Source organism: Pseudoxanthomonas sp. PXM03 (assembly GCF_014852005.1).
Classification (GTDB): domain Bacteria; phylum Pseudomonadota; class Gammaproteobacteria; order Xanthomonadales; family Xanthomonadaceae; genus Pseudoxanthomonas_A.
Genome location: NZ_JACVAU010000002.1, coordinates 745039 through 759156, shown reverse-complemented (window position 1 = coordinate 759156; position 14118 = coordinate 745039). Strand labels below are relative to the sequence as shown.

The window sequence follows — 14118 nt, the reverse complement described above, 5'->3', positions numbered from 1 at the left end:
TGTCTCAGCTTTCACCAGAGGCAGAAGGTTTTCTCTTCGCGAGCAGGACAAAAGTTCCGCTCAATAGCAGTTCGGCGATCACAGTCAGTAGCCGGATCAGCGCGACAGACACGACAGCAATGGGCAAAGGCATCAGTGTCTGCAGCAGGCCTACCAGCACAGCTTCGCGTACCCCAATGCCTGCGGGGGCGAATAGCGCGAGCATCCCCATGAGTCCCGCGAAGTAATAGAACACGGTGATCTCGACGATGAGCGCGGGAGAGATCGAGGTGAACGCGAGGATTGCCAGAAGCAAGCTAGCGCCATGCAAAGTCATGACGACAGTCTGCAATCCAACAACCTTCATAAGGAGCGCGGCGTCAGCACGGGTCTTCGGGGGGGAGAGGCTTCCGAGTGATTTGAAGCGACTGAAGAACTTGCGCAGGAATGGGCCTGAGGACAGGAGCAGAAGGGCTGCAAGTGCTGCGGCGATCAATGTCAGGTGAAGCGGGCTGAGGGCGACGAATCCTAGCGCCGAGAAAACCAGTATGAAGAAGCAGACAGAAATCAGCGAAGACGCTGTTTCGATGTATAGCGCGATGCCTGCCTTGCTGCGATGGGCCGATTCATACCCATCTACACGAAGATAGATCGTGGCGATCTTCCCTGGCACGTAGCGCCCGAGCCGCGAAACCGACCAGATCCGTGCATGCGAAAGCCAGCTCGCATGTGCGCCGTAGTGGGACGCTATGCCTATCCAGATGGCGATGTTAAGCAGGTAGGCAAGCAGTACAAAAATCAGTGACAAGGGGATGAAAGTCCAGTCGAACTGGTAGCCGTATGACAAGATCTCGCGCGCATTCTTCAAGAGGTAAGTCGCGATGAATGCGATCACCGCCGCCCACAGCAATGGCTTGAGCTTTCGATAGTCAGGCTTCATCGCGCGAATCTTTGACTGCGATCGCGATGGTCTGGTGGCACCATGGTCGAGGGAATGGAACCAACCCGAGAAAAGGTGCGGGAAAGCCGCCGGAATGCAGTTCCACATCGCAGAATCCGCTGTTCTCCATCATCCGTATGAGCCAGCGCTGCGGATACAGGCAAAGATGTTCGGTTGTGTAGAAGTAATTTCTGTTGAGCGTGATGGTCAGCAGGCGCTCGATCGGGGAATTCGGGTTTGGAGTGGAAAGGACAAGCCGACCCGTTTCGCTGAGGAGCGCGCGGCAGTTCCGCAGGAAGGCGTGTGGCTGCTCGACGTGTTCGAGGATTTCTCCGGCGACGACGGCGTCGAATCTCCGGCCGGAGAAGATGCGGATCATGTCGTGAACGTCGCCCGCCACGCTCTCATGATAGTTGTGCGGAAGCGAGCGCTGATTGAGATCGAAGCCGACCACGTTCTCGTTGAGGAGAAAGGGATTGGGTGATTGCGCCCAGCCGATGTCGAGTACAGACTGGCAGCCCTCGACGAGCTTGGCCATGCGCTTCATTCGCAATGACTCGTCCAGATGAATCGACATCGGCGGTCGGCCTCTTGGGGTTGAGGGGCGGTCAGCGGCTCAGAGTACTGAGAACCTGTTGGGCGACGAATACTGCGACATTCTCGCAGTCCCGTAGCATTCTGTCTCTGGCTTCACGGCATGCCTCGGCGCGCATGCCCAGCAGCCAGGTGAGACCGTCCTGTAGCGATTCGGTGTCGAGCGAGTGGATGTTCTTGACCAGGCCGTACTTCGACTCCTGCTCATCCGTGTAACCTCTTCGACTGTTCGCCATGTAAATGGCCGGCACTCCTAGCACCGCGCATTCCGATGCCATCGTGGCACTTTCTCCGAAGTACCCGGTGCAGAACGCCATCAGGTGATGCATATGGAGTGCTGGCCCGCGATACAGGAACGGCTTCAGGTGGGGCGGCAATTCGGCTTCGGATGACACGATGACTTTGCCATGTGCGGAAAGTCGCTCGATAGCGGCTTCCATTAACGCAGGGCTTAGGCCACGGTCGCCGATGTCGTGATTGGCGGTCCACGATACAAGACGGACGAGGTAGGTGGGGCGATGCTCGTCCAGTCCAGCCTGCAGTGCCGTAGCGCGATCAGGTTTGAACCAGCGAGGGTCGAGATAGCTCAGCTCGTGATACCCCGGGTAACGAACAGTCTTGCCCTTCGGCGTCCACCCGCTGTAGCAGTTCGGCACCACCACGCGCGTGGCCAGTGGATAGGTAATCCGATTCTGCATGCTTGCCATTTCGGTGTCGTAGAAGACGACGCTTGGAATGCGGGAGACGAAGGCAGATTGCGCAGCGAACGTGCCCCCTAGCGCGACTGCGATGTCTGCCTTGGTGCTGTGGATATGCGCTGTCAGCAGCGCGTTGCGTCGTATCAGCTCAGCGGCGAGTCCCCATGGGCTGCCTGCTGCCTTCCCGAGCGACCTGTGCGCTATGCCCAGTCCATCGAGAATCTCGATGGCGACATCTTTGTTCCGCGACGTAACCGAAACCTCGTGGCCTTGTTCCGTCCACAAATGAAGGGGAGCCCGAAAGAAGTGCGCATGCGCAGGATGACAGACGTCGACGAGGATTCGGGCCATGGCGCTATCTGGATCCTGTGGGGTTGTGCCTGTCAGTGAAGCGGCAACGATGCTGCACGAGTATCTTGCCTCTTGCTGCGCCGAGTTGCTCGGCGACTCAGCGCGGAGTGTGCATGCTTAACGAGGTCCGGCGTTGATTCCAGTGCTGGAAGCATCACCGATGCGGCTTCTCGCAAAGCCGAGCCGCTCGACCTTTTCGGCCAGGTCCGGCCTGCCCTTGGCCCTGAGTTCGGCGCCCAGCTGTTGTGGGAACGGATCGTTCGGAGGGTTCGCTTCGATGGCCTCGAAGAAGTAAGGAAGCGCAAGTTCCGGTTCCGAGAGATCATTCATGACGAAGTAACCGATGGAAGCAGTATTGAAGGCTCCAAGTGCACCGCGTCGCGCAAGAACTTCAAATGTTTCCAGGAGTTCCTGCTTGTCCAGTTTCACGCCCTTTCGTGCGTGGAAGGTGAGGATCATGAAGATCCTGGCGTTGTCCCGGGTCATGGGTGCGGTTTCCAGTCGTTGCTGGAGGTGATTCCAATCCTGCGGCGTCGCGTCGCCACGAAGGGACTTCAGCACGACCAGAAGCGTAGGACTATTAAGTGATTGAGGCACGGCGGCTGACCCTGCGATGCAACTTTCTATCGCTTCGTCTAGGCGTGGATTGTTTTGGACGGCACCGCCGCCCGCGCTGAAGTAGCTGGCACACAACTGGGTCCAAGCACGTCCAGAGCCGGGTGCGTGTTCCGTGGCGATGCGCGCTATGGAGAGTGTGCTATTCCAGGTGTGGGCGCGCATTAGCGTGGCGCTAGCCAACGCCACGATCAGTGCCGCGCAGCCGATAGCCTGCACCGCCGACCGGATCTGCAGCCGGGAGCCGATATGTCCCAGTAGGCTGCCCACGGCCAGTACGGCGCCGACGAGAGCGAAGTGATTGCGGTGCTCGAAGGCCAACTCCAGCCCGATCACGTTGCTGGTGATGATGTGTGCGCTGAAAAACAAGAGCACGCCCAGTGCGAATAACGGCCAGCGCACTCGGAGACGCCACGCAATGCCGAGCAATGCCAGTACCAATGCGATGGCAGGGAGCGTTGTCCAAGGATGCAGCAGGCTGCGGGATGGCTGCAGCCAATCGTAGTAAAACGGCATATGTCCTGGCAGCGGGATCAGGATCTGCCACAGATACATGCACAGCACCCGCCCTTGGGTCAGTAGGCGCTCTCCGGCCGTGTAGTCACGTCCCCAGTACGCCTGTCCTTGCCAGAAGTGGGGAATGATCACCAGCACATAGGCAGCAACGGCGAAAAGGGTTGCTAACAGGTAGCCACGACGCAGCCTGTCGGCCAGGCGCGTATCCGCTGCGGCAAAGCGTAGTAGGGTCAGCTCCAGCGCCAGCGTGTAGGCGGGCAACAGCGCGGAGTCTTCCTTGCACCCCATGGCCACGATCCACAGTAGAAGGGTGAGCAGCAGCCCCGTGCGACCGGAACGGCCTTCGATCTGCGCTTGCCGCGCCAGCAGGTACGCCCAGAGCGCGAGTATGAGGAACAGCGTGCCCATCGTCTGGAGGCGCTGCACCACGTAAAGCACAGCAGACACTTGCAGAGGGTGTGCGGCCCATGCCAGTGCAAGCGCTAGAGCCGGCCATCGCACACGTGTGACGGAGACGCCCGCGACCAGTAGCAAGCTGCGGAAGAACCATGCCAACACGCAGGCCGTCAGTGCATGCAGCACGATGTTGGTGATTTTGAAGGTCATGGGGTCCGGCCCGCCGGCACGCCAGTAGTCCAAGGCGAAGCTCAGCGTCGGCAACGATCTTGTAGTGCCGGAGAGTTGCAGACTAGTCAGTACGTTGGCCAAGGCCTCGGCACTCAACTGAGTCAAGTGGACGGCTTGGTTGGCCGTGATGTTCGGCACGTCATCGAAAAGGAACTCGCCTGGCAGGCCGGGCGTGAACACCATCCCTGCAAGCAGTGCGATGATCAAGCTGGCAAGCAGAAACCGGCAGGTGGCAGCGGGCATGCGCAGTCGCTTGGTCGGGTAAGGCTGTGGATTATCGGCGATTGCGCGCAATACTGGGACACTTTGCGCCCGACGGAGGCGCATCAGTAGCACCATGGCCCCTTATCATGTCGCGTGCATGGTGTGCTCAAGCTCATTCGTGCTGCGCGAGTCAGTTCAAAGAGCAACTGCCGGTGTTCATGTCGCACGTCGTTGCCCGATTGCCGGGCGCTTGCGGGGTGCCGGTGATGGGCGTGCTGATGTCGGCGAACGTGTCAATGTTCGCGCAGGCGCCTAGTACCGGGCTGGATGGCGGCATGTCGTTATAGATGGCGGCCAAGGCCATGCTGGCATAGTTCTTCGTCTCGGCCAGACAGGCGGTTTCCGCAGAGCGGATCCGATAGTTGTTGTAGGCCGGCAACGCTATGGCGGCCAAGATGGCGATGATCGCGACCACGATCATCAGTTCGATCAAAGTGAAGCCGCGTACCGTGCCGCGCATGGTGGTGTCCCCTGACAAGAAATGCCGCTACCCACGAGCTGCTAAGCAAATAACGAGCCAGAGATGGCGGCGTGTGGGTGGAGCATGTGCAAACTGTGATTGTCGTAGCGAATAAATGGCGATGCCGTTGTGAGGAAATGAATTTAGGTGCGGGCGTCGGGAACGGACGAGTGAAAAAAAAGCCCCTCGTGTGAGGGGCTTTCTTGAACCGACTGTGTTGCTTGATCAGCGGCTGATCGAGCAGGTTGCCGTGGTTGCGTCACACGTGGTGTGCTCCACGCCCGGGTCCCTTGGGGTGAAGTCGGGGGCCGCCGCGCTGCCGGCGGTGCATGCCGAGAAGTCAGTGGTCGGCAGTGGCATGTCGGAAACCGAGGCGGCCAGCCACGAGTTCATGTAGGCCTTGGCTTCGCCGAGGCAAGCATTCTCAGCCGAACGGATGCGGTAGTTGTTGTAAGCCGGCAGCGCGATGGCGGCCAGGATGGCGATGATCGCGACGACGATCATCAGTTCGATCAGGGTGAAGCCCTGGGCGTTCTTCTTCATGGTGTTTCCCCTTTCAGGATTGGCTTGATGGTTAGGGACACAAGCCCCGTGTCCCTACATGGACCGTGGGCGCCGCGTTTAAACGACGCGTGCACGGGATGTAGAGCAGGTTGCGTGCCAACTTCTGATACCCCCAGCGATTCCCCCACACTTCCCCGGAAGGAAACCCTGACGCCGAAGTCGGGCGGGACTATCGCATCATTCCCGGTAGTTGTGTATCGGGAATCGCGGTCAATGCCGGAGCAGTTCACAGATTGCGACATCGGCCTGTCGGGGTCGTACGCGTCAATCCAATGGCGCTTGCACGGCCATGTGACCATTCGCGTCAGAAAGTGACACGAAAGGTCACCCGGGTCACTGTGGGATGCGGCGCACGTTTGTGCGGAGGCAGATATATAAGGTGTATCCGCAGGTCGCGTCCCGCGCATCGCGCATGCGGGCGCGGCATCCCACAGCACCCCGATGCATGACATACGTCGTGCAGGCGCGCCCTTTGGCGCGATGCTTTCGTGAGTGATCCATTTGGCAGCATCGAGCCCCGGGGCCGATCCTGCGGGTACGCCGGGAATGGCGCGCGGCGTGCGCTGGCCTATTCCATCCCCAGCTTCTTCAGCTTGTAGCGCAACGCCCGGAAGGTGATGCCCAGCTGGGCGGCGGCCTTGGTCTTGTTCCAGCGATTCTCTTCCAGCGCCTTCTGGATCGCGGCGCGCTCCAGTTGCTCGATGTACTCGGGCAGGGCGCCGGCCGCAGGGTCGACATCCACCGCGCCCGGGACATCGCGGATCACTTCCCCGGGGCTGAAATCGCCGCCGAACTTCTTGCCGGCAGGCGCCTGCGGCAGGTAGAGGTCATCGATCTCGATGCTGTGGCCCTCGGACATGGCCAGCGCGCGCTCCAGGATGTTCTCCAGTTCGCGCACATTCCCCGGGAACGGGTAACGGCCCAGCGCTTCCATCGCCTCCGGCGACACCGACGGCGCCATGCGGCCGTGCTGGGCCGCCAGCCGTTCGAGGACGGCGCTGGTCAGCTGGGCCAGGTCGCCCGTGCGCTCTCGCAGCGGCGGCACCCGCAGTTCGATCACGTTGATGCGGTAGTACAGGTCATGGCGGAAGCGGCCGTCGGCGGCCAGTTCGCCAAGATCCTTGTGGGTGGCCGACAGGATGCGTACGTCCACCTGCGCCTCGCCGGACGCGCCGACCGGGCGCACCGCTTTTTCCTGGATGGCGCGCAGCAGTTTGACCTGCATGGGCAGCGGCAGCTCGGCCACTTCATCGAGGAACAGCGTGCCGCCACTGGCGGCCTGGAACAGGCCCTGCTTGTCGGCGTGCGCGCCGGTGAAGCTGCCCTTCTTGTGGCCGAAGAACTCGCTTTCCATCAGCTCGGCGGGAATCGCGCCGCAGTTGACCGGAATGAATGGACCGGCAGCGCGCGCACCCTGCTCATGGATGGTGCGGGCCACCAGCTCCTTGCCGGTGCCGGACTCGCCCATGATGTAGACCGGCGCCTGGCTGCGCGCCACCTTGCCGATCGTCTCGCGCAACGCATCCATCGCGGCCGACGTACCCAGTAGGCGGCTGGCCTGTTCGGGCGGAGGAGGGGGTGGCGGAGCGCGATCGGTGTTGTTGAGTTCAAGCGCGTGCTTGACCAGCCCGCGCAGGACGGCGAGGTCCACGGGCTTGCTGACGAAATCGAAGGCGCCAGCCTTCAGGGCTTCCACCGCCAGCTCGATGTTGCCGAACGCCGTGATCATGGCGACCGGCGTATTGGGATAGTTCCGGGAGATCTCGCCGACCAGGTCGATGCCGTTGCCATCGGGCAGGCGCATGTCGGTGAAGCACAGGTCGTAGGTGTTGCGTGCCAGCAACTCGCGGGCCTCACCTACATTGGCGGCGGTGTCGATGCGCAGGCCCATGCGGCCCAGCGTCAGCGTCAGCAGTTCGCGGATGTCGCGCTCGTCATCGACGATCAGGGCACTACGGCTTTGATTCATGCATCCCCCCTCTTGCCCCTGTGTGGGCAGTGTACCGGCTGAATGTGAATCATGGTAGGCAACGGCCTGTGATCGTGGCGTGCCATGTACGCCGTGCGTCCCGGGGCTTGCCCGCATCGGTGCTCTTGGGCACGAAGCGGTTGCATGATCACATCTGAAGGCATCGTGCCCATGTACCCCGGTGGGGAATGAAGGCCCTCCTGCCGGGGATTCTGCCGGCGCGTCCGGCCGTGCCTACGCGGGCAACAACGCGTGTGGCCCGGGCAGGATGATGCGGAAACAGGCGCCGCCGCCCGGCACCGGGACGTATTCGAGCGTGGCCTGGTTGGCCCGGCACAGCTCGCGGGCGATGTAGAGCCCCAGGCCGGTGCCATGCTCGGACGTGGTGAAGAACGGCCTGAACAGTTGCGCCGCCACGGCCTCGGGGATGCCCGGGCCGCGATCCATCACGTCGATGGTCGGGCGCCCATCGGCATTGAACACGCGGATGCGGATGCGCGCGGGTTCCCCCGGCAGGCGCCCGTAGTTCAGCGCGTTCTGCACCAGGACCGTGACCACCTGCTGCAGGTGGCGCGAATCCACCAGCGCAGGCACCGGCTTGGCCCCGATGATGGTTTCCAGCGTGTCCGTCTCGATGGAGAGCGTCTGCTGGTATTCGTCCACGAAACGCCGCGCGAAGGTGTTGAGGTCCACGTGCTCGGGGGTGGCGCGCTCGCGGCGGGCCAGTCCCAGCACGCTTTCGACGATGCCGTTGGTGCGCTGGCACTGCTGGTGGATGATCTGCAGCAGGCGGCGGTCGCCATCGCTGACCTGCTGGGATTCCTCCAGCAGCTGCACGGCGTAGTTGATCGCGGCCAGCGGATTGCGGATCTCGTGCGCCAGGCTGGCCGAAAAGCGGCCGAGCGCAGCCAGGGTCAGGGATTCGGCCCGGCGCGAAACCACCGTGGCGTCGTCGAGGAAGATCAGCGAGGTGTCGCTGTCGGCCAGCAGGCGGGCGAAGCGGGGCTGCACTTCCGGCTGGTCCGGCGAGAACTGCATCGGGGTTTCGTCGGTCTGCCAGCCGTTGCGCCAGCGCTGCAGGCGGCGGGCGAGTTCGGGTGCCGCGTGCTGCAGCGACAGGCCCTTGCCGTCGACGCCCTTGCCGTCGCCACCGTCGCCGAGCAGCAGGCTGGCGGCCTCGTTGGACAGCTTGATGTGGTTGTCGGCGTCGACCACCAGCACGCCGGTCCGCATGCGGCGGATGATCAGTTCGTTGACTTCGAACAGGTTGGCGACTTCCTCGCCACGCTTGTCCGCCAGCGCCTGGCTCGCACGCGCCTTCTGCCCGGCCTGGTGGGCGAGGTAGGCCAGGGCCAGGTAACTGACCGCGAACATGATGACTTCGGCCAGCGAGCGGCTGGTGTTCTGGTCGTGGAAGAGGGTGAAGAAATACTCGCCGAACAGCGCGGCAATGGCGATCAGCGCCACCACCAGGGCCATCCGGGTGGACGGCAGCAGCAGGGCCGCTGCGGACACATTGAACAGCAGCATCATCGCCACGCCGGCCGTGGCGCCAGGCAGGGCGTGGGTGATCAGTCCCGCGACAAGCACGTCCAGGCAGACGCTGACGAACACGATCCACACCAGCCACTGCACGCTGCGACCGACGAAGAACAGCACCAGCGCCAGCACCAGGTAGCCGATCGCCACCAGCATGCCGAGGTCTTCGTGGCGGGGCTGGCCGAGCACATCGCCCAGCGGGCTGAACATCAGTGCGGCCAGGATGCCCGCTTCCAGCACGCGGTACAGCGCGAAGAAATACAGTTCGCGGCGCGGTACTGATTCGATGCGGGACAGGAGCGACTGGGCCTGACGCAAGACTCGTACTTCCCCGTGACGAGGCGGCCAGTATAGGCAGGCTGGCCCCCGGCTGCGCGCCGGGACCGTGTTTCCGCCTGTTCCACCAAAGGCTTAGGTACCGGGTTTTGCGCCATCCGGCCCGGTCGGCGACAATAGGGGGCTCGCCCGCGCCGCCGCCCCCGTGGCCCCGGCCGTGGGCGATGTCTTCTGTTCCCTACCCACGGTGACGCATGAATTTCCACGAATATCAGGCCAAGCAGCTGCTGGCCGAGTACGGCATCCCGGTCCCGGCCGGCAAAGTCGCCTCCACGGCGGACGAAGCAGTGGCTGCCGCCCAGTCCCTCGGCAACGGTCCCTGGATGGTCAAGGCCCAGATCCACGCGGGCGGCCGCGGCAAGGCCGGCGGCGTCAAGTTCTGCAAGACCGTCGATGACGTGAAGGCGGCCGCCGGCAAGATGCTGGGCACCAAGATGGCCACCTATCAGACCGCCGGCGTCGAGCTGCCGGTCAACCTGGTGCTGGTGACCACCGCCGGCGAGATCGTCAAGGAGCTGTACTTGTCGGTGCTGGTCGACCGCGGCACCCGCACCATCACCTACATCGCCTCGTCCGAGGGCGGCGTGGAGATCGAGCAGGTCGCGGCCGAGACGCCGGACAAGATCCACAGCCTCAACGTCGACTTCGTCGAAGGCGTCCAGCCGTACCAGGGCCGCGAGTTCGGCTTCAAGATGGGCCTGACCGCCAAGCAGGCGGGCCAGTTCGCCAACATCATGGTCAACCTGTACCGCATCTTCAACGAGAAGGACCTGGCGCTGGTCGAGATCAACCCGCTGGCGATCCTGGACGACGGCAACCTGTACGCGCTGGACGGCAAGTTCAACAGCGACGACAACGCCGCCTTCCGCCACAAGGACCTGGTCGCGATGCGCGACAAGAGCCAGGAAGACGAGACCGAAGTACTGGCCTCGGAGATGGACATCAACTACGTGACCATGGACGGCAACATCGGCTGCATGGTCAACGGTGCGGGCCTGGCCATGGCCACCATGGACGTCATCAAGCTCAACGGCGGTGAGCCGGCGAACTTCCTCGACGTGGGCGGCGGCGCCAACAAGCAGCGCGTGATCGAGGCGTTCAAGCTGATCCTGTCCTCGGACAAGGTCGAAGGCATCTTCGTCAACATCTTCGGCGGTATCGTCCGCTGCGACATGATCGCCGAGGGCATCATCGCCGCGGTGAAGGAAGTGGGCGTCAAGGTGCCGGTGGTGGTCCGCCTGGAAGGCACCAACGTGGAAGAAGGCAAGCAGCTGCTGCGCGACAGCGGCATGGCCATCATCCCGGCCGACAACATCAACGACGGTGCCAAGAAGGTCGTCGCTGCTGTCAAAGCTGCCGCCTGATCCACGATACCGAAGGAACTATCCATGAGCGTTTTGATCAACAAGAACACGAAGGTGATCGTGCAGGGCTTCACCGGCCAGCAGGGCACCTTCCACGCCACCCAGATGATCGAGTACGGCACCCAGGTCGTCGGCGGCGTCACGCCGGGCAAGGGCGGCACCACCCACATCGACCTGCCGGTGTTCGATACCGTCGCCGATGCGGTCAAAAGCACTGGCGCCGACGCGTCCGTCATCTACGTGCCGCCGCCGTTCGCGGCCGACGCCATCCTTGAAGCGGCCGCAGCCGGCATCAAGGTCATCGTCTGCATCACCGAGGGCATCCCGGTGCTGGACATGCTGCGCGTGGACAACGTGCTGAAGGGCTCGCACCCGGACACCGTGCTGATCGGGCCGAACTGCCCCGGCGTGATCACCCCGGGCGAGTGCAAGATCGGCATCATGCCGGGCCACATCCACAAGCCGGGCAAGATCGGCATCGTGTCGCGCTCCGGCACGCTGACCTATGAAGCGGTCAAGCAGACCACCGAAGTAGGCCTTGGCCAGTCGACCTGCATCGGCATCGGCGGCGACCCGATCAACGGCCTGAACTTCGTCGACTGCCTGAAGCTGTTCAACGAAGACCCGCAGACCGAAGGCATCATCATGGTCGGCGAGATCGGCGGCGACGCCGAGGAAGCCGGTGCCGAATACATCGCCAAGTACGTGAAGAAGCCGGTCGTCGGCTTCATCGCCGGTGCCTCGGCCCCGGCCGGCAAGCGCATGGGCCATGCTGGCGCCATCGCCTCGGGCGGCAAGGGCACGGCGGAAGGCAAGTTTGCGGCGATGGAAGCTGCGGGCGTCGTCACCGTCCGTTCGCCGGGCGACCTGGGTGCGGCGATCGCGAAGCTGGTGAAGTAAGCCTCGCTGTCGCGCGTCACGCAGAAAGCCGCCTTCGGGCGGCTTTCTGCTTTCTGGGCGGCGGGTGAAAGGGAGTGACGTTCGGGTTGTTCCGGGCAAGTGTGGGGACACAGGCTTCGTTGCCCCCACCCCAACCCTCCCCCGCAAGCGGAGGAGGGGGCCTTGTCCAGGGGCGGTAGAGTCTCCCGGTCCAGGTCCCCGATCCCGATCCCGACCCCGATCCCGATCCCGATCCCGATCCCGATCCCGATCCCGATCCCGATCCCGATCCGCGCGCGGTCGGCCCCTTCCTCCGCTTGCGGGGGAGGGTTGGGATGGGGGCAGAATGCCGCCGTAGCCATTGCACAGGATGTGCCCATGCGACAAGGACAGAAACGCGACCGTGCGCGCGAATTGCGCCGGGACATGACGCTTGCGGAGCGGAGACTCTGGAGTGTCCTCAAGGATCGCCAGCTGGACGGCTTCCGTTTCCGGCGCCAGCATCCGGTCGGCCCGTACATCGCGGATTTCGCCTGCCTCGAGGCCGGAGTGATCATCGAAGTCGATGGCGGCCAGCACATGGACGCAGCGTCGGACCGCACGCGCGACGCATTCCTGCATGGTGAGGGGTTCCGCACCCTGCGCTTCTGGAATAATGAGGTCATGGCGAATCTTGAAGGTGTCCGGGCGCTGATACTCCGTTGGCTCGGACACTCGCCCCCATCCCAGCCTTCCCCCGCGCGCGGGGGAAGGGGCAGTTTCAGAAGGCCGACATGACCCAGACCCTCCGCATCGCCATGGCGCAGTTCGACTTCCCGGTCGGCGGCGTCGCGCAGAACACGGCGACCATCCAGCGCATGATCGCCGAGGCGCGCGACGAATACGGCGCCGACGTGGTGTTGTTTCCCGAACTCGCGGTCAGTGGCTATCCGCCGGAGGACCTGCTGCTGCGGCCGCGCTTCCTGGCCGACTGTGAGACGGCGCTGACGGAGATCGCCGCCACCACGCACGGCATCGTCGCCGTAGTCGGCTGGCCGCAGAGTGCGGGCAGCGTGGTCTACAACGCGGCCAGCGTGCTGCGCGACGGCGCGGTCGAGGTGACCTACCGCAAGCGCGAACTGCCCAATTACGCGGTATTCGACGAGCGCCGCTACTTCGATGTCGATCCGGACGGTGGCAACTGTGTCTTCGAGGTGAAAGGCACGCAGGTGGGGCTGATCATCTGCGAAGACCTCTGGTTTCCCGAACCATTGGCCGAAACCGGGAAGGCCGGCGCGGTATTGACGCTGGTGCCGAATGCCTCGCCGTTCGACCGCGACAAGCATGCGCAGCGCGACGCACTGATCGCCGAGCGCACGCGCGAGACGGGCATGGCGCTGGCCTACCTCAACGTGGTGGGCGGACAGGATGCGGTGGTGTTCGACGGGGCCTCCGTGGTCGCCGATGGCGACGGCACCGTGCATCCTGCGGCGGCGGCATTCACCGACCAGTGGCTGGTGGTCGATTTCGACGTGACCACGCGCAAGTTCAGTCCGGTGCTCTGGATGGACGATGGCGACGAGAGCCGCGATGCGCTGGCGTGGCGTGCCATCGTGCGCGGCATCCGCGACTACTGCGGCAAGAATGGCTTTTCGAAGGTGTGGCTGGGCCTGTCCGGCGGCATCGATTCGGCGCTGGTGCTGGCGCTGGCCGTGGATGCACTGGGCGCGGAGAACGTCACTGCGGTGCGGTTGCCGTCGCGTTACACGGCCGGCCTGTCCAACGATCTGGCCGCGGAACAGTGCGCGGCGCTTGGGGTGAAGCTGGAGGCGATCTCCATCGAGGCGCCGTTCAAGGGGTTCCTTGAAGCGCTCGGCCCGGTGTTCGGCGACACGCCTGCCGACACTACCGAGGAAAACCTGCAGTCGCGCAGCCGCGGCGTGATCCTGATGGCATTGAGCAACAAGTTCGGAGGCCTGCTGCTGACCACCGGCAACAAGAGCGAATACGCGGTCGGCTACGCCACCATCTACGGCGACATGTGCGGTGGCTATGCGCCTATCAAGGACCTGTACAAGACCGAGGTGTTCGCGCTGGCGCGCTGGCGCAACACCGTGGGCGGTGCGCCGGTGATCCCGCCGGCCGTGATCGACCGTCCGCCGTCTGCGGAGCTGCGCGAGAACCAGAAGGACCAGGATTCGTTGCCGCCGTACGATGTGCTGGACGCCATCCTGTTCCGCTACGTGGACCTGGAGCAGTCGCGCGACGAGATCGTCGCCGCCGGCTTCGATGCAACGACCGTGGACCGCATGCTGCGACTGGTACGCATCAACGAGTGGAAACGCCACCAGGCGGCGCCCGGCCCCAAGGTGTCGCGCCGGGCCTTCGGTCGCGAACGCCGCTACCCCATCACCAACAAGTACGCGTTGTAGGAAGGAAACGGC

The 14118-nt window shown here is 63.6% G+C and carries 11 protein-coding genes and 1 pseudogene; 4 read left to right on the top strand and 8 right to left on the bottom strand.

Annotation, left to right across the window (positions count from 1 at the left end; genetic code table 11):
• Window positions 1-4: 4 nt before the first annotated feature.
• From IB223_RS12340 to IB223_RS12305, 8 genes and pseudogenes are all read right to left on the bottom strand, one after another.
• Window positions 5-919 (bottom strand): lysylphosphatidylglycerol synthase domain-containing protein, encoded by a 915-nt coding sequence (locus IB223_RS12340; RefSeq protein WP_192202018.1) that lies wholly within the window; start codon window positions 917-919, stop codon window positions 5-7.
• Window positions 909-1457 carry a class I SAM-dependent methyltransferase gene (locus tag IB223_RS12335; RefSeq protein WP_192202017.1) on the bottom strand — a complete coding sequence of 183 codons (549 nt, stop codon included), beginning with the start codon at window positions 1455-1457 and terminating at the stop codon, window positions 909-911. Before IB223_RS12335 ends, IB223_RS12340 begins: the two co-directional genes overlap by 11 nt.
• 70 nt (window positions 1458-1527) lie before the next feature.
• Entirely contained in the window at window positions 1528-2562 is a 1035-nt protein-coding gene (locus IB223_RS12330) for a DUF354 domain-containing protein (protein ID WP_192202016.1), read from the bottom strand.
• A gap of 117 nt (window positions 2563-2679) precedes the next feature.
• The gene (locus IB223_RS12325) at window positions 2680-4563 is read right to left on the bottom strand and encodes a hypothetical protein (RefSeq protein WP_192202015.1); all 1884 of its coding nucleotides are present in this window, start codon (window positions 4561-4563) and stop codon (window positions 2680-2682) included.
• Window positions 4564-4714: 151 nt separating this feature from the next.
• Window positions 4715-5044: a prepilin-type N-terminal cleavage/methylation domain-containing protein gene (locus IB223_RS19025; protein ID WP_192202014.1), complete on the bottom strand. Its 330-nt coding sequence runs from the start codon at window positions 5042-5044 to the stop codon at window positions 4715-4717.
• A 450-nt stretch (window positions 5045-5494) separates the two neighbouring features.
• Window positions 5495-5587 (bottom strand): annotated as a pseudogene (locus tag IB223_RS18855) (prepilin-type N-terminal cleavage/methylation domain-containing protein); the annotation flags it as partial.
• Window positions 5588-6176: 589 nt separating this feature from the next.
• Window positions 6177-7577: a sigma-54 dependent transcriptional regulator gene (locus tag IB223_RS12310; RefSeq protein WP_142125722.1), complete on the bottom strand. Its 1401-nt coding sequence runs from the start codon at window positions 7575-7577 to the stop codon at window positions 6177-6179.
• Between the two features lie 234 nt (window positions 7578-7811).
• Window positions 7812-9434: an ATP-binding protein gene (locus IB223_RS12305; protein WP_192202012.1), complete on the bottom strand. Its 1623-nt coding sequence runs from the start codon at window positions 9432-9434 to the stop codon at window positions 7812-7814.
• Window positions 9435-9646: 212 nt separating this feature from the next.
• Between IB223_RS12305 and sucC the strand changes: the two genes are divergently transcribed.
• From sucC to IB223_RS12285, 4 genes are all read left to right on the top strand, one after another.
• Window positions 9647-10816, top strand: a complete 1170-nt coding sequence (gene sucC, locus IB223_RS12300; protein ID WP_192202011.1) for an ADP-forming succinate--CoA ligase subunit beta — start codon at window positions 9647-9649, stop codon at window positions 10814-10816.
• 24 nt (window positions 10817-10840) lie between these two features.
• Entirely contained in the window at window positions 10841-11716 is an 876-nt protein-coding gene (sucD, locus tag IB223_RS12295; protein WP_142125725.1) for a succinate--CoA ligase subunit alpha, read from the top strand.
• A 357-nt stretch (window positions 11717-12073) separates the two neighbouring features.
• A complete protein-coding gene (locus IB223_RS12290; protein ID WP_192202010.1) occupies window positions 12074-12472 on the top strand; it encodes a DUF559 domain-containing protein in 399 nt (132 codons plus the stop codon).
• Entirely contained in the window at window positions 12469-14106 is a 1638-nt protein-coding gene (locus tag IB223_RS12285) for an NAD+ synthase (protein ID WP_192202009.1), read from the top strand. The genes IB223_RS12290 and IB223_RS12285 overlap by 4 nt, the downstream gene beginning before the upstream one ends.
• The last annotated feature ends 12 nt before the right edge of the window (window positions 14107-14118 follow it).

Coding starts and splice junctions, on each gene's coding strand:
- IB223_RS12335 (WP_192202017.1), bottom strand. CDS start 1,457: ATGGCCAAGCTCGTCGAGGGCTGCCAGTCTGTACTCGACATCGGCTGG.
- sucD (WP_142125725.1), top strand. CDS start 10,841: ATGAGCGTTTTGATCAACAAGAACACGAAGGTGATCGTGCAGGGCTTC.
- IB223_RS12325 (WP_192202015.1), bottom strand. CDS start 4,563: ATGCCCGCTGCCACCTGCCGGTTTCTGCTTGCCAGCTTGATCATCGCA.
- IB223_RS19025 (WP_192202014.1), bottom strand. CDS start 5,044: ATGCGCGGCACGGTACGCGGCTTCACTTTGATCGAACTGATGATCGTG.
- IB223_RS12290 (WP_192202010.1), top strand. CDS start 12,074: ATGCGACAAGGACAGAAACGCGACCGTGCGCGCGAATTGCGCCGGGAC.
- sucC (WP_192202011.1), top strand. CDS start 9,647: ATGAATTTCCACGAATATCAGGCCAAGCAGCTGCTGGCCGAGTACGGC.
- IB223_RS12340 (WP_192202018.1), bottom strand. CDS start 919: ATGAAGCCTGACTATCGAAAGCTCAAGCCATTGCTGTGGGCGGCGGTG.
- IB223_RS12330 (WP_192202016.1), bottom strand. CDS start 2,562: ATGGCCCGAATCCTCGTCGACGTCTGTCATCCTGCGCATGCGCACTTC.
- IB223_RS12310 (WP_142125722.1), bottom strand. CDS start 7,577: ATGAATCAAAGCCGTAGTGCCCTGATCGTCGATGACGAGCGCGACATC.
- IB223_RS12285 (WP_192202009.1), top strand. CDS start 12,469: ATGACCCAGACCCTCCGCATCGCCATGGCGCAGTTCGACTTCCCGGTC.